The sequence below is a fragment of the Actinomadura sp. K4S16 genome (assembly GCF_008327685.1).
Classification (GTDB): Bacteria; Actinomycetota; Actinomycetes; order Streptosporangiales; family Streptosporangiaceae; genus Spirillospora.
On sequence record NZ_BDDE01000018.1, the window covers coordinates 61,365 to 87,776 of the forward strand.

Annotated in this window: 24 protein-coding genes; 9 read left to right on the forward strand and 15 right to left on the reverse strand. The window is 73.5% G+C overall.

Annotated features, from left to right (window positions below):
- Positions 1-43: 43 nt before the first annotated feature.
- Positions 44-592 (reverse strand): carboxymuconolactone decarboxylase family protein, encoded by a 549-nt coding sequence (locus tag K4S16_RS28385; protein ID WP_149262118.1) that lies wholly within the window; start codon positions 590-592, stop codon positions 44-46.
- Positions 593-666: 74 nt separating this feature from the next.
- Positions 667-1,002 carry a helix-turn-helix domain-containing protein gene (locus K4S16_RS28390; protein ID WP_235037123.1) on the reverse strand — a complete coding sequence of 112 codons (336 nt, stop codon included), beginning with the start codon at positions 1,000-1,002 and terminating at the stop codon, positions 667-669.
- Positions 1,003-1,105: 103 nt separating this feature from the next.
- Between K4S16_RS28390 and K4S16_RS28395 the strand changes: the two genes are divergently transcribed.
- Positions 1,106-2,155 carry a biotin/lipoate A/B protein ligase family protein gene (locus K4S16_RS28395; protein WP_149262119.1) on the forward strand — a complete coding sequence of 350 codons (1,050 nt, stop codon included), beginning with the start codon at positions 1,106-1,108 and terminating at the stop codon, positions 2,153-2,155.
- A gap of 105 nt (positions 2,156-2,260) precedes the next feature.
- Here the strand turns inward: K4S16_RS28395 and K4S16_RS28400 are convergent, their stop codons facing one another.
- The gene (locus K4S16_RS28400; protein WP_149262120.1) at positions 2,261-3,685 is read right to left on the reverse strand and encodes an MFS transporter; all 1,425 of its coding nucleotides are present in this window, start codon (positions 3,683-3,685) and stop codon (positions 2,261-2,263) included.
- A gap of 121 nt (positions 3,686-3,806) precedes the next feature.
- Between K4S16_RS28400 and K4S16_RS28405 the strand changes: the two genes are divergently transcribed.
- The 3 genes from K4S16_RS28405 (at position 3,807) to K4S16_RS28415 (ending at position 6,812) form a co-directional block, all read left to right on the forward strand.
- On the forward strand, positions 3,807-4,442 hold the full coding sequence (locus tag K4S16_RS28405) for a TetR/AcrR family transcriptional regulator (protein ID WP_149262121.1): 636 nt from the start codon (positions 3,807-3,809) through the stop codon (positions 4,440-4,442).
- A 118-nt stretch (positions 4,443-4,560) separates the two neighbouring features.
- Positions 4,561-6,054 (forward strand): TerD family protein, encoded by a 1,494-nt coding sequence (locus tag K4S16_RS46555; protein ID WP_149262122.1) that lies wholly within the window; start codon positions 4,561-4,563, stop codon positions 6,052-6,054.
- A 95-nt stretch (positions 6,055-6,149) separates the two neighbouring features.
- A complete protein-coding gene (locus K4S16_RS28415; protein WP_149262123.1) occupies positions 6,150-6,812 on the forward strand; it encodes a nitroreductase family protein in 663 nt (220 codons plus the stop codon).
- Between the two features lie 16 nt (positions 6,813-6,828).
- Here the strand turns inward: K4S16_RS28415 and K4S16_RS28420 are convergent, their stop codons facing one another.
- The gene (locus K4S16_RS28420; protein WP_149262124.1) at positions 6,829-7,461 is read right to left on the reverse strand and encodes an endonuclease; all 633 of its coding nucleotides are present in this window, start codon (positions 7,459-7,461) and stop codon (positions 6,829-6,831) included.
- A 76-nt stretch (positions 7,462-7,537) separates the two neighbouring features.
- Entirely contained in the window at positions 7,538-8,287 is a 750-nt protein-coding gene (locus tag K4S16_RS28425; protein ID WP_149262407.1) for a ribonuclease HII, read from the reverse strand.
- 268 nt (positions 8,288-8,555) lie between these two features.
- Between K4S16_RS28425 and K4S16_RS28430 the strand changes: the two genes are divergently transcribed.
- The 3 genes from K4S16_RS28430 to K4S16_RS28440 all read left to right on the forward strand — a co-directional run bounded on the left by K4S16_RS28430 (position 8,556) and on the right by K4S16_RS28440 (position 13,061).
- The gene (locus tag K4S16_RS28430; RefSeq protein ID WP_149262125.1) at positions 8,556-11,114 is read left to right on the forward strand and encodes an AAA family ATPase; all 2,559 of its coding nucleotides are present in this window, start codon (positions 8,556-8,558) and stop codon (positions 11,112-11,114) included.
- 73 nt (positions 11,115-11,187) lie between these two features.
- Positions 11,188-12,273 carry a winged helix DNA-binding domain-containing protein gene (locus K4S16_RS28435; protein ID WP_149262126.1) on the forward strand — a complete coding sequence of 362 codons (1,086 nt, stop codon included), beginning with the start codon at positions 11,188-11,190 and terminating at the stop codon, positions 12,271-12,273.
- Between the two features lie 74 nt (positions 12,274-12,347).
- Positions 12,348-13,061: a histidine phosphatase family protein gene (locus K4S16_RS28440; RefSeq protein ID WP_149262127.1), complete on the forward strand. Its 714-nt coding sequence runs from the start codon at positions 12,348-12,350 to the stop codon at positions 13,059-13,061.
- Between the two features lie 16 nt (positions 13,062-13,077).
- On the opposite strand, the gene K4S16_RS28445 is transcribed toward K4S16_RS28440, so the two are convergent.
- The 10 genes from K4S16_RS28445 to K4S16_RS28495 all read right to left on the reverse strand — a co-directional run bounded on the left by K4S16_RS28445 (position 13,078) and on the right by K4S16_RS28495 (position 23,107).
- A complete protein-coding gene (locus K4S16_RS28445) occupies positions 13,078-13,926 on the reverse strand; it encodes a biotin-dependent carboxyltransferase family protein (protein ID WP_149262128.1) in 849 nt (282 codons plus the stop codon).
- A complete protein-coding gene (gene pxpB, locus K4S16_RS28450) occupies positions 13,923-14,537 on the reverse strand; it encodes a 5-oxoprolinase subunit PxpB (protein WP_149262129.1) in 615 nt (204 codons plus the stop codon). Before pxpB ends, K4S16_RS28445 begins: the two co-directional genes overlap by 4 nt.
- On the reverse strand, positions 14,534-15,286 hold the full coding sequence (locus K4S16_RS28455) for a LamB/YcsF family protein (RefSeq protein WP_149262130.1): 753 nt from the start codon (positions 15,284-15,286) through the stop codon (positions 14,534-14,536). The genes pxpB and K4S16_RS28455 overlap by 4 nt, the downstream gene beginning before the upstream one ends.
- A 22-nt stretch (positions 15,287-15,308) precedes the next feature.
- Positions 15,309-15,677: a hypothetical protein gene (locus K4S16_RS28460; RefSeq protein WP_149262131.1), complete on the reverse strand. Its 369-nt coding sequence runs from the start codon at positions 15,675-15,677 to the stop codon at positions 15,309-15,311.
- Positions 15,674-17,812, reverse strand: a complete 2,139-nt coding sequence (locus K4S16_RS28465) for an SseB family protein (protein WP_149262132.1) — start codon at positions 17,810-17,812, stop codon at positions 15,674-15,676. The genes K4S16_RS28460 and K4S16_RS28465 overlap by 4 nt, the downstream gene beginning before the upstream one ends.
- A 60-nt stretch (positions 17,813-17,872) precedes the next feature.
- Entirely contained in the window at positions 17,873-19,405 is a 1,533-nt protein-coding gene (locus K4S16_RS45940; protein WP_235037124.1) for an SseB family protein, read from the reverse strand.
- 97 nt (positions 19,406-19,502) lie between these two features.
- A complete protein-coding gene (locus K4S16_RS28480; protein ID WP_200842195.1) occupies positions 19,503-21,041 on the reverse strand; it encodes a hypothetical protein in 1,539 nt (512 codons plus the stop codon).
- Positions 21,042-21,236: 195 nt separating this feature from the next.
- Entirely contained in the window at positions 21,237-21,494 is a 258-nt protein-coding gene (locus tag K4S16_RS28485) for a hypothetical protein (RefSeq protein ID WP_149262134.1), read from the reverse strand.
- A 139-nt stretch (positions 21,495-21,633) separates the two neighbouring features.
- Positions 21,634-22,416: a cytochrome b/b6 domain-containing protein gene (locus tag K4S16_RS28490; protein ID WP_149262135.1), complete on the reverse strand. Its 783-nt coding sequence runs from the start codon at positions 22,414-22,416 to the stop codon at positions 21,634-21,636.
- Complete coding sequence (locus tag K4S16_RS28495; RefSeq protein WP_200842174.1) at positions 22,403-23,107, reverse strand: molybdopterin-dependent oxidoreductase; 705 nt, start codon at positions 23,105-23,107, stop codon at positions 22,403-22,405. The genes K4S16_RS28490 and K4S16_RS28495 overlap by 14 nt, the downstream gene beginning before the upstream one ends.
- 147 nt (positions 23,108-23,254) lie before the next feature.
- Here K4S16_RS28495 and K4S16_RS28500 point away from each other — a divergent pair, with 147 nt between their 5' ends.
- Both K4S16_RS28500 and K4S16_RS28505 read left to right on the forward strand, forming a co-directional pair.
- A complete protein-coding gene (locus tag K4S16_RS28500; protein WP_149262136.1) occupies positions 23,255-23,836 on the forward strand; it encodes an HhH-GPD-type base excision DNA repair protein in 582 nt (193 codons plus the stop codon).
- A 394-nt stretch (positions 23,837-24,230) separates the two neighbouring features.
- Positions 24,231-26,309 (forward strand): SpoIIE family protein phosphatase, encoded by a 2,079-nt coding sequence (locus tag K4S16_RS28505; protein WP_200842175.1) that lies wholly within the window; start codon positions 24,231-24,233, stop codon positions 26,307-26,309.
- The last annotated feature ends 103 nt before the right edge of the window (positions 26,310-26,412 follow it).

Below are 26,412 nucleotides of genomic sequence, written 5' to 3' on the forward strand. Positions count from 1 at the left end.
CGCCCGGCTCACCGGGTGGTTGCCGGGCCGCTCGTTGAGGTCCTCAGGTGGGGAAGTGGGGGGCCCAGGGCTCGTTGTCGAGTTCCAGGGTGTTGATGAGTTGGCTGATGGTGCGGTACCAGCCGGCTAGCGCCAGGAGTTCGAGTAGTTGGGGCTCGTCGTAGTGGTCGGCGAGGGCGTCCCATGTCGGGCGCGTTATGCGGGCCGAGTCGTGGAGTTCGTCGACCGCGCTGATCAGGAGGCGCTCCTTCGGCGACCAGGGGGCGGGGTCGCCGGACACGGTCGCCCCGATCTGCTCCGGGTCGAGCCCGGCGGCCTCGGCGAACGCCGCGGTGTGGACGCCCCACTCGTATTCGCAGCCGGCGCGTGCGCAGGTGCGGTCGATGACGATCTCGCGGTCCCGGAGGGGCAGGCGGCCGTGGCCGAGCAGGCCGGCGCCGAGCACGCGCATGCGCGACGCCAGTTCGGGGTTCCGGTGCAGGGTGCGGAACAGGACCAGCGGCTCGTGCGCGACGTCCGGCGGCATCCACTTGGCGAGGGCGGCGGCGATGTCGGGGGTGTACGGGGGGTCGAGCGGTGCGATGCGCGGCATGGCGGCCTCCGATGTGCTTCGAATTCAGAAGCAGTCTGGCGCTTCTGAAACAGAAGCACAAGGGGTGGCACCCGTCACGCGGGGGGTTCCTCCAGGGCGGCGGCCCACCGGTCGGACCATCGCGACAGGGGGCCGAGCGCCTCGCGGGCGTCGCGGCCCAGTCCGGTCAGGGCGTACAGGTTCTCGGGCGTCTGGTGGACGAGGCCCGCGTCGATCAGTTCGAGGAGCCGCTGCCGCAGGACGCTGGACGACATGGCGTCGCAGCGCTGCTGGAGGGGACGGAATCCGAGGGGCGCGTCCTGGAGCTCCCAGATGATGCGCAGCGTCCAGCGGCGTCCGAACAGGTCGAGGGCCGCCATGAGCGGGCGGCCGCCGGTCGAGCCGCGCACCGGCGTTCCCGGTCTCGGCATGCCCCCTCCAGCGGTCGGTTCCCGGAACCCTAGCCGGAGCCGCCGCACCCCAGCCCGCACGCGGTGGAATCGCGTGCGCGGCCGCGGGGTTCAGTCCTACGTGATGCACGGTGAGTACAAGGTCCCCGGCGGGAAGCTGGTCGTCGCCGACGTCGAGGTCGTGGACGGGCTGCTGCGCGGCCCGCGGATCAGCGGCGACTTCTTCCTGGAGCCGGACGGCGCCCTCGAAACGATCAATGCGGCCCTGGACGGGCTGCCGGCCGGGCTCGACGCCCGGGCGCTCGGCGCCCGCGTCCAGGCGGCCCTCCCGCGTGACACGGTGATGCTCGGCATCACCGCCGAGGCCGTGGGGATCGCGGTGCGGCGGGCCGTCACGCGCGCGTCCGACTGGCGCGAGCACGACTGGCGGCTGATCCATGAGCCGCCGCAGGAGCCGGCCCTGCACATGGCCCTCGACCAGGTCATCGCCGAGGAGGTCGGCGCGGGACGGCGCCCGCCCACGCTGCGGGTGTGGGAGTGGGCGTCGCCGGCGGTGGTCATCGGCAGCTTCCAGTCGCTGCGCAACGAGGTCGACGCCGAGGAGGCCGCGCGCCACGGCGTGGAGGTGGTCCGCCGGATCAGCGGCGGCGGCGCGATGTTCATCGAGCCCGGCAACACCATCACCTACTCGCTCTACGCGCCGGAGAGCCTGGTGGCGGGGATGTCCTTCGCCGAGAGCTACGCGTTCCTCGACGACTGGGTGCTGGGCGCGCTCGGCGAGCTCGGGATCAGGGCCTGGTACCAGCCGCTGAACGACATCACCTCCGACCACGGCAAGATCGCCGGCGCCGCCCAGAAGCGGCTCGCCGCGGGCGCGGTGCTGCACCACGTGACCATGGCCTACGACATCGACGCGGACAAGATGCTGAAGGTGCTCCGCATCGGCCGGGAGAAGATCTCCGACAAGGGCATCGCGAGTGCGAACAAGCGCGTGGACCCGCTCCGCCGCCAGACGGGCCTGCCTCGCGAAGAGATCATCGACCGCATGATCGCCCACTTCCGCGGCCGCTACGGCCTCTCCGACGACCGGGTGACGGACGACGAGCTGCGCCTCGCCCAGAAGTACGTGACCGACAAGTTCTCCACCTCCGCCTGGACCGCCCGAGTCCCCTGATTCGCTTGTGACCCTCTCGGTCTCATTCCACATGCCGGGTCTCCTGGGGGTGAGGCTGTGGGTTGCCCCCGTGGGCCGTAGTGGTCGGCCTGAGCAGCCGGGTCCTCAGGCGGTCCGGGTGTGGGAGCAGGCGGCGGCCGGTTCTGGGACGGCGCGGTGTTCGCGCCGTTCGGTTCGCTCGGGACGGGCGATGAGGCGCCAGGCGGCCAGTGCGGCGGCGAGGTAGGCGGCGCCGATCAGCGCGAACGAGACGGTGGCGCCGGTCGTCCAGTCGGTGGACGCGCCGAGGACGGCGCCGATGGCCGCGATGCCGATGAGCGTGCCTATCTGGCGGCCCGTGTTGAGGACGGAGCCGGCCACGCCGCCGTTGCCGGGGCCCGCGGCGTCGACCATGACGGCCGTCATGGCGGGGGAGGTGACGCCGCCCGCGATGCCGGCCGCGGCCAGGGCGGCCGCGGTCGTCCAGTAGGGGGTGGACGGGCCGATCGTGGCCAGGGCGAGAGAGGACGCGGCGGCGAGCAGGAGGGAACCGATCAGCAGCAGGCCGGTCGGGACCCGCGCGGACAGGTGCGCGAAGGCCAGGTTGCTGAGCGGGATGAAGACGGTCAGCGGGAGGACCATCAGGCCCGCCTTGACCGGACCGGCGCCGCCGCCGTGCTGGAAGTACAGGCCGACCAGGAATAGCGTCCCGAAGAAGGCGGCGTTGAACAGGAAGCCCACGGTGTTCGCGCCGGCGAAGCGCGGGCCGCGGAACAGCCGCCACGGCATCACGGTGCTCCGGGCGCGGCGCTCCCGCAGAGGCAGGAGGGCGGCGGTGCCCAGCGCCACGGCGATCGCGGCGAGGACCGGGGGAGAGGTCCAGCCGCGGTGCGGGCCCTCGATCAGCGCGAAGCTGAGCGCGCCGAGGCCCGCGACCAGTGCGGCGTGCCCGGGGACGGCGAGCGGGACGGGGCGGCCGGGGACGGGGGCGATGAAGCGGCGGGCCAGGGCCATGCCTGCGAGCGCGAGCGGCACGTTGATCAGGAAGATGGCGCGCCAGCCGAGCGTGCCGACCACGACGCCGCCGGCGGTGGGCCCCAGGGCGACGGAGGACGAGACGATCGCCGACCACAGGCCGAGCACGCGGGCCCGGCGCCGCGGATCGGGGAAGGCCTCGACCAGCAGTGCCAGCGAGCTCGGCATGAACAGCGCGGCGCCGGCGCCCTGGACGAGCCGGGCCGCGATGAGGACCTCGATCGTCGGGGCGAGCGCGGCGCCCAGCGAGGCGGTCAGGAACACCGCCATGCCCCACAGGTAGACCCGCCGGGCGCCGAGCCGCCCGGCGAGCCCGCCGGCCAGCATCAGCAGGGCCGCGAACGTGAGCACATAGCCGTCGACGGCCCAGGTGAGGCGGCTCAGCGGGGCGTGCAGGCGGTCCTGGACGGTCGCCCCGGCGATCTGCATGACCGTGGCGTCCACACTCGCCAGCACGAAGCCCGCGGCGAGCGCGGTGATCTTCATGGCGGGGGAGCCTCCGGGTCCGGATGCCATGATCAGTCCCTTCGTCGAAAGCGGACCAGTCGCGTCCGCTTCGGCGAAGCTAGCGCAAGCGGACGCGAGCTGTCCACTTAAATCGGACGGAAGGCGTCCGGTTGTGGTTAGAATCCGGTTCATGAGCGGTACCAGGAGCGCCGTGGACCGCCTGCTGGACGACGGCACGGGCCGCCGCCCGCGGGCCGACGCCCGGCGCAACGTGGAACGTCTCGTCGCGGCGGCGCGCGAGGCGGCCGTCGAGAGCGGCGGCGAGGTCACGGCCCACGAGATCGCGCGCCGCGCGGGAGTGGGCGTGGGGACGTTCTACCGGCGCGTCAGCACGCTGGAGGCGCTGCTCGAGGCGGTCCTCGCGGAGGTGCTCGGCGAGATCGTCGCCAAGGGCGACGAGGGGCTCGCCGATACCGACCCCTGGCAGGGCTTCTGCGACTTCGCGGCCTCCTACACCCGGCTGCGCAACGAACTCTGCGACATCAACCACACGCTGGGCGGCGGCATCGACTCCGCGCGCGCGGAACTGCGCGAGCGCATCCGGCTTCTCGTGGAGCGGGCCCAGGGCGCCGGCGCCATGCGCGCGGACGTCACCTGGCAGGACGTCGCGTTCCTGCTGGTCTCGGTCTCCACCGGCGACCAGACGGTGGGCCTGCGGGCAGGCGACCAGCAGTGGGACCGCAATCTGCGGATCGTCCTGGACGGCCTGCGCACGCCCGAGCCCGCTCCGCTTCCCGGCGCGCCGCCCACCGACTCGTCCGGGTGAGGCCGCGCCGCCGGGGAGCGGAACTCCCCGGTGCCGCCGTGCGTCCTCCTCTCATGGCAGTCGCGGGGCCGGGCGACTGCCTCTAGGTTGGTGGCAACGGTCGATGACGAGGAGCGTTATGTCGATGCAGAAGGGCGCCAACACGGCGGTTCCGGTTCCCTCGGTGCGGGTCGAACTCGGGTGGCAGAGCGGGCCCGGCGTGCCTGACGCGGACGCCTCGGCGCTCCTGGTCGCGGAGACGGGCCGTGTGCGGTCGGATGACGACTTCGTCTTCTACAACCAGCCGGTGCACGGGTCGGGCGCGGTCCGGCACGAGGGCAAGCGGCAGGGGCCGACCGTCCTCGACGTCCTGGCGGTCGACCTGAACCGGGTCGAGCCCGCCATCGACAAGATCGTCATTGCCGCGTCCTCGGACGGCGGGACGTTCTCCCAGTTCCAGGGTTTGTACGTGCGGGTGGTGGACGCCGCCGCCGGGACGGAGGTCGCCCGGTTCGAGAGCCAGGGCGCCACCACCGAGACGGCGTTCGTCCTCGGCGAGCTCTACCGCAGGCAGGGCGCGTGGAAGTTCCGTGCGATCGGCCAGGGCTACGACTCCGGGCTCGCCGGGCTGGCCACCGACTTCGGCATCAGCGTCGACGACCCGGGCCAGGCGGCGCCGCCCGCGCCCCCGCAGCCGCAGGCCCCGCCCCCGCCGGCGCAGCCCGCGCCGCAGGAGCAGTACGCGCCCCCCGGCGGGCAGTATGTTCCGCCGCCTCCCGGCCAGTACACGCCGCCGCCCCCTCCGCCCGGCCAGCAGTACGCCCCGCAGCCCGGCCAGTACCCGCCTCCGCCCGGGCAGTACGCGCCTCCGCCGCCGATTCCAGGGCAGTACTCGCCGCAGCCGAGGAACCAGTACGCCCCGCCTCCCGGCCAGTACGCGCCCTCGCCCGGGCAGTACGCGCCGCCGCCTCCGCAGGGGGCGGCCCCACAGCCCCAGGCGGGCGGAACGGTCTCCCTGACGAAGAACGCGCCGTCGGTGTCGCTCACCAAGCACGGCGCGCGGGGCGGCCACATGCGGGTCAACCTCAACTGGACCGCGCGTGAGGGCGCCGCCAAGGGGCGCCTCGGCAAGCGCCGACGCGGCGTCGACCTCGACCTCGACCTGTGCTGCCTGTGGGAGCTGAAGGACGGCCGGAAGGGCATCATCCACGCCCTCGGCGACATGGGCGCCCTCGACCGCCCGCCCTACATCCAGCTCGACAAGGACGACCGCACCGGCGCGATCGAGTCGGGGGAGAACCTCCACATCAACCTCGACCACACGGCCGAGTTCAAGCGGATCCTGGTGTTCGCCGAGATCTACGACGGCGCCGACGACTTCCGCGGCCTGAACGCCGTCGCCACGCTGTTCCCGGTGGGCGCGCCGCCGATCGACATGCGGATGGACGACTGCATGGACGCCTCCCGCGACGCGGTCCTGGCGCTCATCGAGAACGTGAACGGGGAACTGGTCGTCCGCCGCGAGGGCCGGTTCGTCCTTCCGCCGCCCGGCCGTCCGCGCTGGGGCAAGATGACGGTCGACCAGGCGTACGGCTGGAACCTGGAGTGGGTCGCCTCGCGCGGCAAGGACTGAGCGCCCCGCGGCGCGGGGAGTGCCGGAACGGGCCCGGAACGTTGGCTGATCCTGCCGATTGTCCCGGGCTCGGCCCCGGCGGTAGGAACGGTCGCATGAGCACCCAGCGGCAGTACCCCGTAGTACCCGCGCCCCGTTTCGACGTTCCGCCCGAGGAGTCGGTCGAGCGGGTCCGGGCGTTCGCCGACACGATGGCGTTGCGCCGCACCGTCCGCGACTTCTCCGAACGTCCCGTGCCCCGCGGCGTCATCGAGCACGCGATCCGGGCGGCGGCGACGGCGCCCAGCGGGGCGAACCTCCAGCCGTGGCGGTTCGTGGTGGTCACCGATCCGGAGCGCAAGCGGCTGCTCAGGGACGCCGCCGAGCGGGAGGAGCGGGAGTTCTACGAAAGGCGCGCTTCGCGGGAGTGGCTGGACGCGCTCGCTCCGCTGGGCACCGACTGGCGCAAGCCGTTCCTGGAGGACGCCTCCGCCGTCATCGTCGTCTTCGAGGTGCACAAGGGGCCGGAGACTCCGCGTCCGTACTACGTGAAGGAGTCCGTGGGCATCGCCGTGGGGTTCCTGTTGGCAGGCCTCCACCAGGCGGGCCTGGCGACCCTCACGCACACTCCCAGCCCCATGCGCTTCTTGAACGAGGTCTGCGACCGTCCGCAGGAGGAACGCGCATACGTGGTGATCCCCGTCGGCTATCCCGCGGACGACGCGATGGTGCCCGACATCGCCCGCAAGCAGATGGACGAGGTCGCCGTCTGGACGTGACGCGTGCGCCCGGCGCCTACGCGGCCTTCAGGTGCTCGGCGAGCTTCTTGTCCCGGGCCACCTTCACCAGCGCCGCGCTGAGCCGCGCCATGTCCTTCTCCGGCACCTTGGAGGCGAGCTCCTCGCCGTCGGCGGGCAGGCCGAGCCGTTCGGCGCCCTTCTTCACCTGGCCGTCGACGTAGGGGCGGAGCCACGGCCAGATGGCCTGCGCCTCGCGGCAGAAGATGTCCACCCCGGTGGGGCCGATGCCGGGGAACTCCCGCAGCAGCTCCGCCGCCTTCCCTGTGTCGCGTCCGGCCTCGATGGCGAGGCGCCGCAGGTCGCCCTTGTACCTGTCCTCGACGATCTCCGCCATGTCGCCCAGGCGGGACGCGGTGCTCTCGTCGTAGCGGACGTAGTGCCCCCGACCGAGCGCGTCGACGCGCTCCTGCCAGGTCAGCCTGCCCATGCCGCGTGCCGTGCCGCCCCCGGCCGCGAACAGCTCGCGGGCGGCGGCGAGGGCGATGTCGGAGGAGATCCTGGCGCTCAGCAGGTTGGCGAGGACGAGCAGCTTGAACAGCGGAGCGGGCTGGTCCTTCAGGGTTATGCCGGCCTCTTCGGCGAACGTCTCGCCGGACTCCCGCAGCAGCTTCCTGACGACGGCATCCATGGCATGCACCTCCCGTGTCGGCCGCTCTACCCCGGCCGCCGGAGATGACTCATGCGCCCGCATGCGGGGAGCCGGCTCACAGCAGGCTGAGCTGCCCTTCCCCGGCGAGCGGGTCGCGGTGCTTCTTCATGTGGCGCCAGCGGGGGAGGTCGTCCAGGTAGGACCACGACAGCCGGTGGTGCGGCGTGGGACCGTGCTCCTCCAGGGCCTTCTGATGGACGGGCGAGGGGTACCCGGCACTGTCGGCGAACCCGTAACCCGGGAACTCGCCGTCCAGTTCCGCCATGAGCCGGTCGCGGTGGACCTTCGCCAACACGGACGCGGCCGCGACCGTGACCGACCTCTGGTCCGCCTTGACTTCGCACCGGACCCGCCAGGGGCGGCTGAGGAAGTCGTGCTTGCCGTCGAGGATGACCACATCGGGCCGGACGGGCAGCGACTCCAACGCGCGGACGGCGGCGCGCCGCAGCGCGGCTGTCATCCCCACCTCGTCGATCTCCTCAGGGCCGGCCGCGCCTATGGCGTGCCCCGCAAGCCAGCCGGGAAGGATCCCGGCGAACGACTCGCGATGGGCCTCGGTGAGGAGCTTGGAGTCGGTCAGCGCGATCGCCTTCTTCCCGCGTCCCGGCACGACGGGGGGCGGGCTCAGGTCGGTGACCGCCGCGCACACCACGACGGGGCCCGCCCACGCGCCGCGCCCCACCTCGTCCACCCCCGCGATGACAAGGGGGCGGCCGCTTCCGGACGGCGCGGCCCGCAGCTCCTCCTCGATCTCGTAGCCCGCGGCACGCGCGACGCCCGTGGCGGCGGCGGGGGAGGGGACCAGCCCGGGGAAGGCACCGGTGGAGTCGGTCAAGGGGGCTCCTTGGACGGCGGACGACCTGCGTCACCGATCGTAGGGCCGCACCACTCCCCGTGGCCGGAGGCGGCGGCCCCTTCCGGGCGCAGCGTGGAACTTCCACTTCTGGACAGGACAATTGTCCCGGTGCCAAGTGCGGCACGGGCTCCGTTCCGCACCAGGCAGGGCCGGTGTAAGTCAACGAACAGGGCGCGGGGAGTCCCGTTCCGGGCGGTCCTGCGCTTTACTCGCTTTGATGGCTTTGTTCGGCAGGTCTCGCTCCCGCCCGGCGAAGAACGCCGCGGCGCGGGATCTTTTCGAGCGCCTGAGGTGGCGCTACTTCCAGATCACTCCCGGACTGAGGTTCCTGGGGGCGGTGCTGCTCGTCGCGCTCGTGCTGGTGGCCGCGGTCCTCCTGGACGGCCCGATCCTCGGCGCGGCGGCGTTCACGGTGATCCTGCTGGTCGTCGTCCACCTGACGCTCCGCTCGCCCACGGGCATGGCCGTCGTCACGGTCATCCTGGCCTGGCTCGCCCTGTCGGTGCCTCTGGGCGGGCTCTACCCGGACGAAGGAAACCCGCCGTATCTGAGTCCGGAACTGCTGCTCGGCCTGCTCGCCGTGCCCGTCGCCTTCGTCGCCTTCCGCCTGCGCGGGTACGCGCCGTGGCGCACGACGCTATTGGGGCTGGCCTCCGCGGGCGTGGCCACGGCGGCGTGCGCGAACCCGCTGCCTGAGGCCAGTGTCACGCCTGGATGGCTCGCGGCCTTGGCCGTCCTCGCCTACCGGTGGGACCGGGCAAGGCGCACCGTCCCGGCGGAGGCCTACGAGACGGGCTGGGTGCAGGAACAGGCGAGCCCGAAAGGGGACGCCACGGCGGCGCCGCGCAAGAACCCCTCGGGCACGGACAAGCGCGAGCGGCCGGACAAGCCGAGCAGGCCGGACCGGCGCGGCTCCGGTGAGGCCGGAGCCGCCGCCACCGCGCAGGCGGTGCACGACCAGCGCGCCGCGGCGCAGGCCGCCGACTCCGGCAGCGCCCCCGAGCGCCAGGCGCCGCCCGAGCGGCGCACGGAGTCGCCCGACATCTCCGTGGCGGACGCGCTCGCCGAACTGGAGAACATGATCGGGCTGGAGCCGGTCAAGCGGCAGGTCCGCTCCATCGCCGCGTCCATCGAGGCCGCGCACATGCGCGCCGCTGCCGGGGTGCCCACCGAGAAGCCGATGCGGCACTTCGTCTTCGTCGGGCCGCCCGGCACGGGCAAGACCACCGTCGCCCGGGTGCTGGCCAAGATCTTCTACGCGTTCGGGCTGCTGCCCGAACCCGCCCTGGTCGAGGCCCACCGCGCGGACCTCGTCGGTGAGTTCCTCGGCGCGACCGCCCTCAAGACCAACCGGCTCGTCGACTCGGCCCTGGGCGGTGTCCTGTTCATCGACGAGGCGTACAGCCTGGTCAACTCCGCCGAAGGGCAACCCGACCGGTTCGGCGACGAGGCCGTCCAGACACTGCTCAAGCGCGCCGAGGACGACCGCGACAACCTCGTCGTCATCCTGGCGGGATACGAGACCCAGATGGAGGAGTTCCTCGACTCCAACCCTGGGCTGGCCTCCAGGTTCGGCACGCGCGTGCACTTCCCGTCCTACCGCCCCTCGGAGCTGCTGCAGATCGCCGACTACCACACCGCCCTGCGCGAAGACCGGCTCGACGCGGAGGCCCGGCGGCGGCTCGCCGCCCGCTTCGAGGAGGTCGAGCGGCGCGGCATCATCGACGACCTGGGCAACGGCAGGTTCGTCCGGTCGCTGGCCGAGGCGGCGGCGCGCGCGCGGGACGTGCGCGTGGTCGAGGCCGTCTCGTCGTCCGGTGCGCCGGCCAGGCCCACCGCCGAAGACCTGGTCACCGTGCGCGCCGAGGACGTGGAGACCGCCTTCGCGGAGGTCACCGAGCGGTTCCGCGGCTACACCGAGACCCCGACGCTGGACGAGGCGCTCGCCTCCCTCGACGCGATGATCGGGCTGGAGCCGGTGAAGCGGCAGGTCCGCGAGATCGCCGCCCAGTTGCAGGTGGCCCGGATGCGGCAGGAGCAGGGCCTGGTCACCCGCCCGCCGACCCGCCACTTCGTGTTCGCGGGCCCGCCGGGCACGGGCAAGACCACGGTCGCGCGGGTCCTCGGCGGCGTCTTCGCCGCGTTCGGGCTGCTCGCCCGCCCGGAGGTGGTCGAGGCCCAGCGCGCCGACCTCGTCGGCGAGCACCTCGGCGCGACGGCGCTCAAGACGAACAAGGCCATCGACTCCGCCCTCGGGGGCGTGCTGTTCATCGACGAGGCGTACGCGCTGAGCAACCCGGGCTACTCGGGCGGCGACGCGTTCGGCGCCGAGGCGGTGCAGACCCTGCTCAAGCGGGCCGAGGACGACCGCGACCGGCTGGTCGTCATCCTGGCCGGCTACGACGCCGACATGACCCGGTTCCTGGCCTCCAACCCCGGGCTCGCCTCCCGCTTCGACGTGCGCGTGGACTTCCCGTCCTACGGGCCCGACGAACTGCTCCGCATCGCCCAGCTCATGGCCGAGCAGGGCGGCGACCAGTGGGAGGAGAGCGCCCTGGACGACCTGGCCCTCGTGTTCCAGCGCGCATGCGGGACGGGCCGGATCGACGAACTCGGCAACGGCCGCTTCGCCCGCTCCATGTACGAGAAGGCGTGCGCGCGCCGGGCGCTCCGGGCGGCGAGGCTCGGCTCCGCGGCGACCGCCGCCGACCTGACGCTCCTCACCACCGACGACGTCCGGGACGCCTTCAGCGAGCTGACCCACCGCCTCCTCTGATCTGGAGGCCCCCGTCCGTCGGGCGCGGCGTGCGGGGTCGGTGCGGTGTCGGTGGGCCGCGGTTTAATCGGGCATGGCCTCGGTGACGTGGAAGCAGGTCCTCGCCTGGCGGATGCGGCGGCAGTTCGTCGAACGGCCGGAGGACGTGTCCGCGCCGGAGATCGCGCGGAGGCTGGCGGGCGTGCAGGCGCAGGTGGCGTCCGCCGCCGAGTTCGCCGTCGCGGTGCGCCGGCGGACGCCGGTCGCCGGCCAGGTGCCGCGGGCCCTGCTGGAGGAACGGACGCTCGTCAAGACGTGGGCGGCGCGCGGCACCCTGCACCTGCTGCCCGCGGACGAGGCCGGCGCCCACCTCATGCTGTGCTCGTCCCTCCGCAACTGGGAGAAGGGGACCTGGCAGCGGGCCTTCGGCACCACCCCGGCCGACCTGGAGGCGATCGCCGCGGCCGCCGCCGGCGCGCTGTCGGGCGGGGCGGCCCTCACTCGCGAGGAGCTCGCCCGGGCCATCGTGGACGAGACGGGTTCGTCGCATCTCGCGGAGGTGCTCGGCTCCGGCTGGGGCACGCTGCTCAAGCCGCTCGCGTGGTGGGGCGTCCTCTGCTACGGACCGCCCCAGGGCAACAAGGTCACGTTCACGTCTCCGGCGCGATGGCTTCCGGGCTGGACGGGCCTGCCCTCCATGGAGGACGCCGCCCGTACCGTGATCCACGCCTATCTGGGCGCCCACGGGCCCGCGACCCCTGACATGTTCGACAACTGGCTGATGCGCAAGCAGAGCCGGAAGAAGGACGTCAGGGCGTGGTTCGCCGCCGCCGAGGAGGGGCTGGCCACCGTCGAGGTCGAAGGCGTCCCCATGTACGTGCAGGCGGAGCACATGGACGAACTCCTCGACACCGCGCCCACCGCGTCCGTCCGGCTGCTCGGCGGGTTCGACCAGTACGTCCTGGGGGCGGGGACGGGCACGACCTACCTGGTACCGGCCGACCACAGGAGCAAGGTGAGCCGCGCGGCGGGATGGATCTCCCCGGTCGTCCTGTACGAGGGGCGGGTCGCCGGAGTCTGGGACGCCGCAGACGGCGAGGTGACCGTGACCCCGTTCGAGGACATCCCCGCTGCGCCGCTCAAGGAAGAGCTCGACCGCCTGGCTCCGCTGCTGGGCTGACCGCCGTCCCGCCCGGGCCGTGATGACCGAACCCGCCGAATAACGGCCTGAATCGGTCGTCTAGGGTGCCCAGCGTGGAGGAGCGGGATGAGCCGGGCGAGTACCGGCAGACGCCGTACAGGGCGCCGGACGGTGCCACCGAAGTCCTTCTGATCAGGCACGGCGCCTCCGCGCCGGCGCGCCCCGACCGGCCGTTCCCGCTTGTGGACGGCCACGGCGACCCCGATCTCGCGCCGGAGGGACGGGAGCAGGCCGAGCGGGTGGGCGAGCGGCTCGCCGCGGCCCACCTGGACGGCGGGGAGCGCCTGGACGCCGTCTACGTGACGCCCCTGCGCCGCACGGCGGAGACGGCGGCGCCGCTCGTCCGCCGCCTCGGGCTGGAGCCGCGGGTCGAGCCGGGCCTGCGCGAGGTGCATCTGGGCGAGTGGGAGGGCGGGCTCTTCCGCAAGAAGGTCGCCGAGAACGATCCGGTGGCGCAGCGGATGTTCGCCGAAGAGCGCTGGGACGTGATCCCGGGGGCGGAGGGGAACGAGGTCTTCGCCGCACGCGTCGAGGAGAGCCTCGCCCGCCTCGCGGCGGCGCACGCGGGCGGCCGGATCGCCGTGTTCACCCACGGCGGTGTGATCGCGCAGGCCCTCGCGGCCGCCGCCGGCGCCAGACCGTTCGCGTTCCTCGGCGCGGACAACGGATCGATCTCCCGGCTGGTCAGGCTCGGCGGCCTGTCGGCGGTCCGCGGCTTCAACGACATCTCCCACCTGGACCGGCCCGCCCCCGCGCCCCTGACCTGAGCAACCGGGCCGCCGGCTACAGCCGGAAGCGGAGGCTCTGGCCGGGGCGCAGCTGCGCGGCCGCGGCCACGGCGGCCGAGGCGAGCACGGCGACCACGGGGTAGCCGCCGGTGGTCGGATGGTCGGCCAGGAAGATGATGGGCAGCCCGCTGGGCGGCACCTGGAGAGAACCGATGACCACGCCCTCGCTGCCGAGTTCGCCCGAGCGCGCCCGTTCGAGCGGTGGGCCGTTCAGCCGTACTCCTACGCGATTGCTATCTGGCGTCACCTCGTAGGGCATGGACGTGAGCGTGGCCAACGCGGTGCGGGTGAACCAGTCGTCGCGCGGGCCGGGCAGGATGCGCAGGATCGGTGTCTCCGGCAAGGGCGCCGTCGGCGCTACGTCCACATTGATGTGTCCCAAGCCCTTGGCGGAACCGACCGGCAGGCGGTCACCCGGCGCGAGCGGCGACGGCCCGAGGCCGGACAGGAGGTCGGTCGACCGGCTCCCCAGCACCTCGTCCACGGCGACGCCGCCTCGCACGGCGACGTAGCTGCGGAGCCCGGAGCCGGGCGTGCCGAGCTCGACGAGGGCGCCGGCCGACACGAAGCAGGGCGCGTTCATCCCGTGAGCGCGGCCGTCGACCCGCAGCGGCACCGGAGCGCCGGTCACCGCGATCCAGGCGCGCGCGTGAAACCGCAGGACCGCCCCGCCGAACGTGAACTCCACGCCCGCCGCGCCCTCGGGATTGCCCACCAGCCGGTTGGCGAGCCGGAACGCGCGCTGGTCCGCGGCACCGGAGCGGGGGACGCCGAGATGCGCGCGGCCCGGCCTGCCGAGATCCTGGACGGTCGCGAGCGGCCCGGGCCGCACGACCTCGATCAAGAAATCTCCTCGGGGACGAACCGGACCCGCGCCCCCGGCCGGAGCAGCGACGGCGGATCGCGCGACACGTCCCACAGCGGCAGGCGGCTGCGCCCGAGCAGCCGCCACCCGCCCGGCGACCGGGAGGGGTACACGGCCGCGTAGGGGCCTGCCACCGCGACCGAACCGGCCGGGACCGCCTTCCGCGGCGTCGCGCGCCGCGCCACGTGCAGCGCCGGATCCAGCCCCGTCAGGTAGCCGAAGCCGGGGGAGAAGCCGAGGTAGGCGACCGTGTACGAGCCCGCGGAGTGCCGCCGGACGACCTCCTCGCGCGACAGTCCGGTCAGGGAGGCGACCTCGTCGAGGTCCTCCCCGTCGTAGACGACGGGGATCTCCACCGGCCCGGCGTCGCCCGCCGCGCCGTCGGCCAGGCGCAGTCGCGGAATGAGGGCGGCCAGGCGTCCCAGGTCGGCGGAGGGGGCCGCGACCACCAGGACGGTCCGCTCCCCGGGGACGACGTCCACGACGCCGGGCGGCGGCGCGCCCCTGAGGGCGGCGTGCAGGCGGTGGGCGGTCGCCAGGTCGCCCGTCTCCACGAGCAAGGCGGTCTCGCCGGCCCGCCGCACGTTCACGCGAACGACTCCAGGATGACGCCCGCGTCGGACAGTGCGGACCGGACGGCCTTGGCGAGGTCGACCGCGCCCGGGGTGTCGCCGTGCACGCAGATGGAACGCGCCTTCAGCGGGACCTCGGTGCCGTCCGCGGCGACGACGCTGCCGCCCACCGCCATCTGCACCGCCCGCCGCACGACCGCGTCCGGGTCGTGGACGACCGCCCCCGGCTCGCGGCGCGACACGAGCGCGCCGGACGGCGTGTAGGCGCGGTCGGCGAAGCACTCGGCGACGACGGTGAGCCCGTCGGCGACGTCGTGCACGGCGGAGGCAGGGAGCGTGAGCAGGGGGAGCGACGGGTCGTACGCCCGCACGGCGTCGGCCACCGCGCGCGCCTGGACGGGGTCGCGCGCGACCCTGTTGTAGAGGGCCCCGTGCGGCTTCACGTAGGCCACCCGCCCGCCTTCCGCCCGCGCGATGCCGTCCAGCGCCGCGAGCTGGTACAGCACCTCGGCGGTCAGCTCCGGCGCGGCCACGTCCATCTCGCGGCGGCCGAACCCGGCGAGGTCCCAGTAGGAGACCTGCGCGCCGATCGTCACCCCGCGCTCGACGGCGGCCGCGCACACCCGGCGCATGATCAGCGGGTCGCCCGCGTGGAACCCGCACGCCACGTTCGCGCTCGTGATGACGTCGAGCAGCGCCGAGTCGTCACCCAGCTTCCAGACGCCGAACCCCTCGCCGAGGTCGGCGTTGATGTCGATGACCGTCATGCCCCACCACCGATCCCCGTGCTCAGACGGTCTCCTCGCGCAGGTCCTCGACCTCGTGCTTGGACGCCCATGCCTGGTACACGCCCCGGTCGAACGGCTCCAGGCCGAGCCGCTCCGCCACCGGCGCCTTGCCGCCGCTGTACTCCACGCGCAACCAGCCCTCGTGCTCGCCGAGGACCACGAACGGCTCGCCGCGCCACGTGCATTGGGTGGTCACGTACCGGAGGCCGTCGACGTCCGTCAGGGGCACCACCTTGACGTACCGGTCCGGGGAGACCTGGAGGAACCCCTCCACCTGCCGCGCGGCGTAGAGGCGCACCTTGTCGCCGTCCGGGCTCGCCTCGTACTCGGCGCCGCGCCAGCCCGCGTAGTAGCCCTGCCGGACGCTCATCCGCGCCCTCCCGGCAGCTTCACGAGCCACCTGCGCAGATCGGCGTCGTATCCCGCCACGAGGGTCTCCCTGCCGTGCGCGTCGAGCCGGTACATCTCGGCCCCGTGCGGCAGGCGCTGGCTCTCGATCTTGAACTCGGGGATCGCGGGCCCGTCGCCCGGCGCGTACCCCGAGCCCGGGAACGGCGCCTTCTCGATCACCCAGCCGCCCGGGATGATGCCCATGCTCCACTCGTCGATGCCGCCCAGCGGGCGGCGGAACAGCGCGGGCTTCACGGCCGGCCACCGGATCACGAAGATCTGCTCGTCCGCGGGCGCGAACGGCGACCCCTCGTACACCAGCCCCAGGGCCCGGATCAGCGCGGCGGGGCTCTTCAGCTCCTGGACGTCCTGGAAGCGGTGGACGTAGCCGGCGACCAGGTCGTAGCCGCCTTCCAGATAGTGCTGCACATGCTCGGGCCGCACGGCCTTCTGCATCACCACGACCTGGGACGCGTCGGCGGGCATCTGCGGTCGTGTCGCCGGCCCGGCCTCAGGCGCGGACCGGGCCCCGCGTTCGACGATGCTCGGCGTCCTCTCCGCGCGGGTCCGCGTGTCGGCACGCGCGGCGGCCGGGACGTTCTGCTGCCGGGTGTCGGCCCGTGCCCGCTCCCGCTGGCCGTAGAGCGGCGCCGCGGGAAGGCCGTGGGGGTCGCTCGGCGTCTCGCGAGCAGGGTTCGGCGGGACGGGCGGCTTCCGCCCGGGCCGCCCACGCGGGTCCGCCGGAGTCTCCGGAGCCGCCGGCGCCTCCCGGACGACCGGAGCCTCCCGGGTGACCGAGGCCTCCCTCGCGACCGCCGCCTCCCTGGTGACCGGAGTTTCCCTGGTGACCGGCGTCTCCCTGGTCACGGGGGCGTGCCCGGCGGCCGGGGCCTCGGGGCGCCGCGGCGGCGGAGGAGCGGGAGGAGCCTGCGCGGGAGCCGGTCGGCGCTGCGCGGGGGCGTGGACCGGCGGCGCGGGCGGGCCGCCCGGAGGCGCTGTGCTCGCCCGTGAGGGGGCGGGGGCGGCCGAGGGTGCCTCGGTCCGGTGGCGCGCCGGTTCCGGGCGCTGAGGCGGTTTGGGCGCCTGCCGGGCGCCTGCCGGAGCGGCGGTGGGGGAACCGGTCGCGGCTGCGGGCGGCTCGGCGGGCGAGGCGGCCGGCGGGGCGCCCCGGGCTCCGGCCCGGGAAGCGGGCTTGCGCGAGCCGCGGCGCGACGGGCCGGCCACGTGGACGTCGGTCGGGACCGGCGGCGTGGGCGCGCCGGGCTCCTCGGGCTCGAGGAGCGCGTTCGCGTCCAGGTAGCACGCGCTCGGCAGGCCGGGGTTCACGGCGAGCTGCCATTCCGGATGCGGCCACCGCCGCGACAGCTCCGCCAGCGAGGCCCGCCGGTGGTGGACCGCCTGCCCCTGGAGTGAGCGGTCCATCGCCTCCGGCGAGGTGAACGCGAGGACGAACGTGCCGTCGCCGAACTGCGCCGTGGCGAACTGGTGCTCGGCGGCCTCCGGGTCGCCGGGCGCGGGCAGGTACAGCACCGCGCGCGCCAGCAGTTCCAGGTAGCCATGCTGGTCGCCGCGCTCGCGGGCCTCGGCCAGGGCCGCCTCCAGAGTGGACCCGGAGGGGCGCTCCTGGCGCGCCGAGGTCTGGGCGGCGCGTTCGTCCTCCGGCACGGCGAGCGGGATGCCGAGCCCGGGCAGCGCCAAGGGCCCGCCTCCGGGGCCCGACCTGCTCGCCTGGTAGACGAGTTCGAGCGGCGACTCGATGCCGTACACGTCGCGGAACGCGCCCGTCATCTGCCCCGCGAGCAGGGCGCACGCCTCCAGCAGCTCCGAGGAGCCGCGACGGCCGCCGCGCTCGCGGAAGGTGAGGCGGTCCCACCAGTTCTTGCGGTCCTCCTCGTCCGGCGGCTCCCAACCGAGCGCCCTCAGCCTGCGCTCCTGCCGCGACGCGAGCGGGCGGGGCAGGAACGCGCTACCGACGGCCTCGGCGTCGAGCGTCCCCTCGGAGCGCATCGCCTGGACGTAGGGGAGCCCGCTCGGACCTTGCACGATGAGGAACGACGTGACCGGCAGCCGTGAAAGCTCCAGTGTCAGCCGTTTGGCGAAGTCGTTCCAGTCCACTGGGGATCCACTTTCACGTGCGGGGCGGGATTCCGTACTCGACGGTAGCCGAAGGGCGCGTCACTCGCTCCAGGGAGAGGGAACCGCGTCGGCCCGCACCGGTGTCCAGACGCCGCCGATGGCGTCGTAGACGGCGACCGGGGCCTGGTCGCCCTCGCCCGCCGCGCGCCAGAGACGCGTCCCGTGCGGGGGCCGGAGCGGGACCCCGGCGGGGCGCTCGTCCGGAGGGGGCGCCTGGCGCGCGGGCCGGTCGGGAGGGCTCCCGGTCGGCGCGCCGAGAGGCGACGCCGGTTCCGGTTCCGGTGCCGTCGGCGGGACACCGGCCTCGAGAGCCGCCCGAAGGTCGGCGGCCGTGTACGGGTCGACGGCCGTGTGGGAGTCGTCGCGCGGAACGTCCGCCGCCGGGGCGCCCTCGCCCGGCACCGCTCCGCCCGGGGCCGCCTCACCCGGTGCCGGCACGCCCGGCCCGGGGAAGCCGTGCGCCGAACCGTTGACCGAGGGGGCGGATCCACCGACCACGGGGTTCGGCCCGGCGAGCGCGTTGGGGTCGACCGTCCCGTACGGGTTGGGCTCGTCCTGCACGGGCGTGGGCGGCTCGCCCTGGCCGCCCTGCAACCGGCCGATGACGGAGGAGTCGAGCAGGACCTCGCTGGGCAGGCCCCAGTTGATGGCCAGGCGCCATGCCGGATCGGGCCAGCCGGCCGCCAGGCGGGCGAACGAGGTGCGCCGGTACAGGCCCGGGTGCCGCTCGCCGGTGCGGGCCAGGGCCCCGGGCGAGGTGAACACCGTGACGTAGGTGCCGCTGCCGATGGTGACGGTGGGGAACTCGGCGCGGTCGGGGTCCTCCACGGCGGAGGCGGTCGCGGGGAGGACCAGGTCGGCGTTCTCCAGGAGCCGGAAGTAGGCGGTGTTGTCGCCGTTGGCCTTGGCCTCGGCCAGGCGGGGTTCGAGCAGTTCCGCGTCCATGCCGGGCAGCGCGTGCTCCGGCAGCGGCAGCCGCGTCCCCGCGAGGGAGTCGCCGCCGGGCGGGGAGCCGGCCGGGAGCGGGTCGGCGGGCAGCGGGTCGGCGGGAAGGGCGTCGGCGCCGAAGTGGACGCCCTCCGAGGACGCGCGGCGCTTGCTGACGCGCGACGGGTCGGCGACCTCGATACCGAAGTCGACCAGTTCGATGAGGCCGGACCCGTGCCGGTGGAACGACTCGTACACGAGGTCGGACGGGCGCCGGACGCCCTGGACGTCCCGGAGCGCCGTGACCATCACGTCGGCGAGCCGTGCGAAGTCGCGCTCGGTCACGCTCAGCATCCCGCCGGGGACGCCCGCCTCCGGCAGCTCCGTCCACCAGTTGCGCGGCGCGGGCTCGGCGGGCGGGCGCCAGCCGGCCTCGCTCATGACCTCCTCGTCGGCCAGGGTGAGCAGGAGGGGCCCTTCGAGGAAGTTGTTGCTGACGGCCTCGGCGTAGAGCCGGTCGGGCTCGCGCATGGCCTGGACGTAGTGACGGCTCTCATCGCGTTCGCGCACGATCAGGATCGTGTCCCGTTCGAGCCCCGCCAGCTCGCGTCCCAGCCGCCGGGCGAACTCGGACCACTCCAACAAGATCACTCCCTACGACCAAGGGCCGGTGCCGACCCCCGCGAGACCGCGCCCGGGACCCGATGATTGTCGCCGGGAGCGCGACGCGCAAACCAGGAGTTCAGTCGGGCGGCGGTTCGTGACGAAGCACACGCAGCGCCTCCCGGAGGGCTTCCGGATCGTCCCCGCAGCGGTCGAGGACGCCGATGAGTTTGTGCAGGATCTCATGCCGTTCGTAGCCGACGTCCAGCAGCGACTGGGCGGTGTCCCACAGGCTCGGCGGCTCGCCGTCCCACAGCATCGCCGCGAGGCGCGCGTGCGCGTCGAGGTGCTCCTCGCCGCCGCCCGGATGCTCGAACTCCAGCAGGACGCGGCGGTCGCCGGGGTCGGCCGGGTCGAGTTCCGACAGGTCGACGAAGCCGTGCCGCCCCGTCCGCCTGTGCGTGCCCGACAGGAACGGGAGGGCGAACGCGCGGCGGGGGAGGGCCTCCAGATCGCCGTCGGGCAGCAGCCGGGCGACCAGTCCGGGGTCGAGGCCGAAGGCGGCCGGATCGCGGTAGGCCGCGGAGAACTGCGCGGTGGCGTCCCAGAGGGCGTCCAGGGTCGCCCTGATGCCCTCTTCCGGCAGCCCCGTGCGCCGCCCCGCCCAGCGGACCCACGCCGCCAGCACGTGGGGGACCGCCTCCTGTTCCGACGGGGACAGCAGAACCTTGCGCGGCAGCCAGTCGAGCAGGAACATCTCGCATTTGACCGGGCTGACGCGCAGGGGCCGCCCGAAGTCGTGCGTGCAGCCGTAGTCGATGATCCGGTCGACGCACCGGATCGCCGCGGCGAGGTCCGACAGCTCCGCCGCCTCGTCCGAGGCGAGGAACCGCGTGGCGATCGTGGCGCGCCTGTCGCGCCCGTACACCGGAGGCTGGGGCAGGCGGCCGCCCGGCGGGAGGATGTCCACCCGCGCGCGCACGAACGCGTGGTAGGAGCCGAAGCTCTCGTTCACCGGCGGATCGACGGTCTCGTCGGTGAGGTCCAGGGCGCTTTGCAGCAACGCCTTGGTGTCGCGCGGGTCGAGCTCCTCGAACCGCATCAGCGGGTTCTCGCGGCCTTCGCGGCGGCAGTGGTCGAGAAGCCTGTCGACCCGCGAGGAGACCCACGCGTCCCGGACCATCCCGCTCGCCGGCGGCCGCCCCGCACGCGCGGCGGGCGCGGACGGGCCGCCGCGCGACTGGACCACCCCGGCCCTGTTGCGGTCGACCAGGATGATCAGGGCGTGGCGCTCGGCGCCCCCGTAGGTGTAGGTGCAGATGACGGAGTCCTGGTCGCCGTAGACGTCCCTGGAGGCGAAGCACGCCTCCGGCTCGACCATCCCGACACGGTCGGCCCAGCCGGGTCTGGCGACGCCGTCGGCCATCAGTTGCAGCGCCGCGCGTTCCGCCTTGGCGGCCTGGCGCGGGGTGCCCATGTAGGCGATCCCGGTGAGCAGTGCCAGCGCGGCCGGCGTGGCCGCGGCCGCCGCATGGTCGACCAGCGCCTCGCCGATGACCTCCTCCACGTCGCCGTCCGGGACGCGCTGCCCCCACCAGGAGCCGAGGATCTCGCTGATGATGAGCTCCGCGTCCAGGGGGCTGCGCACCGCCAGCAGTTCGCGAGCGTGCTGGAGCATGCCGTCGAAAATCGCCGAGACCTCGTCCGGGTGCTTCGGGCCGTCCCGGGGCGGGTCCCCCGAGGGGCGGTTGCGGCTGCGGGGACTCACACCTCTAGCGTCTCAGATCCGGGGCGGACGGTGGCCGGGACACCGGCGAAGACCGGAATGGGCCGCCACCCGCCGCACACGCCGCCCGCATGGGCGACCTGCCGGTCAACCGTCGGCGCCGCCCGCGCCGCCGGCGGGCGCGCGCCCGGAGGGCGGCTGCGACTTCAGGATCCCGGTGAGCTGCTCCCGGGCCATCCGCTCGACTCTGGCCGGCGTGGCGTCCAGGCCGAGATGGGCCATGCACGCCTGGACGTCGGCTACACACCGGTGCACCGCGTCCGAGGGGAAGGACGCGAACTCGTCGCACAGCCTTCGTGCGAGCGCGTCACGTGTCTCGTTCCGGTGATCGGCCAGTGCAGGCATCAGCGCACACCTCCGCGCACGGGGTTGCCGGCGGGGGGCCCCGCCGGCGAGACGGAGCACGCACCGAACCGGCCCTGGCACGGGAGCCTCGGCGAGAACCCCGCCTCGATGCCACACTCCAGCGCGCGTCCCGGGCGAGTCAAGACGTGCCGGGGGGTCGTTTCGCAAAATCCGGATCCCGTTCACCGGGCGTTCCGCGGGGATCATGGGGCGTTCCGCGGGGAGCGGGCGCTTCCCCCTCCACCTGCGCACTCGGCCCGGCGGCGGACGATCTCCCGCCGGCGCCTCGGGAGCCGCTCACGGCGTCGGCCCAGGCCACGTGGTGCCGTGCGGCCCAGTCGGGGTCCACCCGCCCTGTCAACATCCCGGTCAGGGCCTGGCGGTCCCGCAGCGCCTCCCACAGGTGCCCGGCGGTCACCGCGAGGACGGCCAGGAAGAGCCAGTCGTGGACGAAGGTGGAGCCCGTACGCCACCGGTCGCCCCACGGCCCGGGGAAGGTCATGATCTCGCCGGTGCCGAGCATGACGAGGATCGCGCCCGCCGTGAACGCCGCGTTCAGCTTCTGGCCCGCGTTGAACTTGCCCACCGGCAGGATCCCGCGCCCGCCCCGCACGGCCCTGCGGTCGCCGCGCCTGAGCCACTGCCAGTCCGCGGGCACGAACCTGTTCAACCGGTGGAGGTCGGCCCTGAACGCCCGGGACACGAGACCGAGCACGATCGGCACGGGCAGGGCGAACCCGCACCAGACATGGACCGTCTTGACCATCTCCCTGCGGCCCACCAGCGTGGACAGCAGCGGCAGGTAGAGCAGCCCGGCGGTCAGCAGGCAGATCAGCATCAGCAGCGCGGTGGCATGGTGAATCGACCGCTCGGCCCGGGTGAACCGGACGATCCACGCCGGTGACGGCTCAGGTGGGCGCATCGCTGCGTCCGTTCGACCTTCCGACCCAGGCGTCCACGTCGTACCCGAGTTCCTCCCAGTAGCCGGGCTTCACCCGGTCGGTCACCTCGATGCCGCCCAGCCACTTCAGCGACTTGTAGCCGTACATGGGCGCCACGTACAGCCGTGTGGGGCCGCCGTGGTCGTGAGTGACGGGCTTGCCGTCCATCTGGGTCGCGACCAGCACGTCCCGGCGGCGCGCCTGCTCCAGCGTCAGCGACTCGGTGTAGACCCCGTCGAACGACGTGAACCGCACGGCCCTCGCCCTGGGAGAGACTCCGACCGCGTCCAGCAGATCGGGGAGCGCCACACCGACCCACCGCACGTCCGGTACCCGCCAGCCCGTCACGCACTGGAAGTCCCTGTCGAGCACCGTCTGCGGCAACCGCGCCAGATCGGCCATCCCGAACGATTGCGGCTTGTCCACAAGACCCGAAACGGTCACACGATGCGTCGCCGCGCTCTGCCGCTTCACGCTGGACGTGACCGAGTAGTACCGGAATCCGCCGGCGGCCGGCAGGATGTCCCCGATCGGCCCGACCGGCGCCAGGGTCCGGCTCACCCTGTCCTGGACGGATGCCCCCACGGCGACCCCCGCCACGCCGAGGCCGAGCATCCCCAGGACGACCCTCCGCCCCACCGGACTGCCTTCCGTCCGCTCTTCCTCGCTCACGTCCCCATTCGAGCACCACCGGCCAGGGCCCGCCACCGCTCGGCGGCCCCCGTAAGACTTCTGACAGATCCGGGCGCCCCCAACGGATCCGCGCAGACGGTTCCAGGACCGCCCTGGACGGGCGCGGCGGCGCTCTAAGCTGGGCCCATGGCCACGAAGGTTCAACTCGCACAGCGTCCCGAGGCCGACGAGCTGCTGGGACGCAGCCCGCTGGCCGCGCTGGTGGGCATGCTGCTCGACCAGCAGATCCCGATGGAGTGGGCTTTCTCAGGCCCGTACACCATTTCGCAGCGGCTCGACTCCGACGCCCTGGACGCAGACGAGATCGCCGCCTACGACCCGGAGCGGTTCGCGGCGCTCCTGGCGGAGAAACCGGCCGTCCACCGCTACCCCGGTTCGATGGCCAAGCGCGTCCAGCAGCTGTGCCAGTACCTCGTGGACCATTACGACGGCGACGCCGAGAAGGTGTGGAAGGGCGTTGACAGCGGCAAGGAGCTGTACAAGCGGCTGAACGCCCTCCCGGGTTTCGGCAAGCAGAAAGCGCAGATCTTTCTGGCCCTGCTGGGCAAGCAGTACGGCGTCCGCCCGGACGGCTGGCGCGAGGCCGCCGGCGTGTACGGCGAGGACGGGTCGCACCGGTCCGTGGCCGACATCACCGGACCCGAGTCCCTCGCCCAGGTGCGGGCCTTCAAGCAGGAGATGAAGGCCGCGGCCAAGGCCTCCAAGTAGGGCCGCCGAGCAGGGTCGGCGGAAGGGCGGAACTCGCCGAACGGGGCGAGTTGACGCCCCGTGACGCATCAACGCCGTAACATCTCCTTCTTGCCGTCCTGAGCGGGCCGCCCCGCAGGCCCTTCCTGGACGGTGTCCGAATCCGACGAGTTCGTCCGGGGCCGAGGGGACAAGGATGTTCAGCAGGGGTTCCGTACGCGGCGAACCATCGGGATGATGAGTACCTGACTCCTACCGGTGTTGTGATGGAGGCGGGAGCGTTAACCTGCTCCCATTCACTCATAGTGATGAATAATTGCCGCGCGGTACGGGACCCTCTGGGGCGGAGGTGTTGTCCTTGAGCACCGAGACGTCCGTTCCGCATCCCCGCGTCTCAGGGGTGGAGGGGCAGCCCATGGATGCGTCCGACGCCGCGCTGTACGCGACCTTGCTGAAGGAAGCCCCCGAAGGGCTGGCGTTCTTCGACCGTGATCTGAGGTGCCGCCGGGCGAACGACGCGCTCGCGTCGCTGCTGGGCGTCCGCGTGCGCGATCTCCAGCAGCGCCGGCCGTCGGAGGCGCTGCCCGAGGCGCTGGCGGCGGCGTTCGAGTCGGCGCTTCGGAAGGTGGTCGCCGAGGACCGCCCGGTGAGCGGCCTCGAGGTCGTGGTCCCGGTCCGCCCGCAGGAGGCGTCCGACGAGCCGTCCGGCGTGGCCACCGCCGTCGAGGAGCGCATCCTGGCGTGCACGTGGCTGCCCGCCAAGGGCGGCGGCGACGAGCGGCCGGGCGTCGTCCTGACCGCGCTGGACGTCACCGAGCGGCGCAGGGCCGAGGAGGTCATCCGCCGCAAGGAGCAGCGCTACCGCTCGCTCGTGGAGGCCAGCGCCCAGGTGGTGTGGGTCGCCGCACCGGCCGGCGGCGTGATCGACGACGCGCCCGAATGGCGCGCGATCACCGGCCAGACGCCGGACGACTACGCGGTCGGCGGCTGGCTGTCGGTCGTGCACCCCGAGGACCGTCCCCGCATCGAGGCGCACTGGCGCGACTGCGTCGAGGAGAACCGCGTCTTCGAGACCAACTACCGCATCCGCACCAAGAGCGGCACCTACCGGCACTTCGACGTCCGGGCCGTGCCCATCTGGCAGGGCGACGCGGTGATCGAGTGGGTCGGCGCCAACACCGACGTCACGGGCCAGCGCGAGGCCGAGGAGATGCGCGGCAGGCTGACCGAGCAGCTTTCGGCGGCGGCGCTGCGCACCGCGCGCCTCCAGCAGGCCACCTCCATGCTCGCCGAGGCCCTGACCGTCTCCCAGGTCGTCCAGGTCATCACCGAGGTCGGCCGGTCCGCCATCGGCGCCGACTACTCCGCCGTGGCGCTGCTGGACGACGACAAGCTGCGGCTCAGCATCGTGGCCCCGTCCCAGCCGGGGGCGGAGAGCGAGACGCCGCCGCCGTCCCGCGACGGGATCAAGGTCAGCGACCAGACCGTGATGTCGGTGGCGGTGCGCGAGAGCCGGCCGTTCCTGGCCGAGCATCCCGACAGCCTGCGCCTGCAGCTGGGCCACGGCGAGCGCGACCTGTTCGCCCAGCACACGGAGGAGCGCGCCTGGGTGGGCCTGCCGCTGCTCGCGGCCGGCGCCCCGATCGGCGCGCTCCGCTTCTCCTTCACCCGGCCCCGGGAGATCACCGAGGAGGAGCGGGTCTTCCTGGAGGCGCTCGCGGGCCAGTGCGCGCTGGCCGTGGAGCGGGCCCTGCTGTTCGAGCGCGAGCACCGGACCGCCGAGGAGCTCCAGCGGAGCCTCCTGCCGAGCGACCTGCCGCAGCTGCCGGGAATGGCGCTGGCCGCGCGCTACAACCCCGCGACGCGCCACGTGCAGGTGGGCGGCGACTGGTACGACGTCTTCCGCCTCGCCGACAACCGGCTCGCCGTGGCGTGCGGCGACGTCATGGGCAAGGGAGTGCTCGCCGCGGCCGGAATGGGCCGCGTCCGCAACGCCCTGCGCGCCCTCGCGCTGAACGATCCGCGCCCCGCCGCCGTCCTGGCCGGCCTCGACCGGCTGTTCAGCGCCACCGAGGACGAGGAGCAGTTCACCACCGTCGTCTACGCGGTGATCGACCCCGAGACGGGGCAGGGGGAGCTCAGCAACGCGGGCCACCCGCCGGCCCTGCTGATCTCGCCCGACACGCCCGCGCGCGTGAGCACGAGGGAGCCCGGAACGCCCCTCGGCTGGCCGAGCCAGCGACAGCAGACAAGTTTTTCCATCGAGACCGGCAACACTGTGGTCTTCTATTCCGATGGACTTGTGGAGAACCGTAGGCGTGGGGTGGACGCCGGGCTGGAGGAGCTTGTCGCCGTGGCCGCGGACGCCCCACCTGAAGTGGTAGGAGATCCCGAGAGACTCGTCGACTTCCTGGTCGATCGGATGCTTGCCGGGTATGAGCAGGTAGACGATGTGACCGTGCTTGCCCTGCACGTCCCGCCCAAGTCCGAGTGAACCCCGCCGAAGGCGGCGCCGAGACGGTCCGGCACGTTCGAAGGACCGCCCCGCGCCCTCTAAGGTGGAGTGTTACCGGGTAGGACTCCAAGGCGGAATGCGC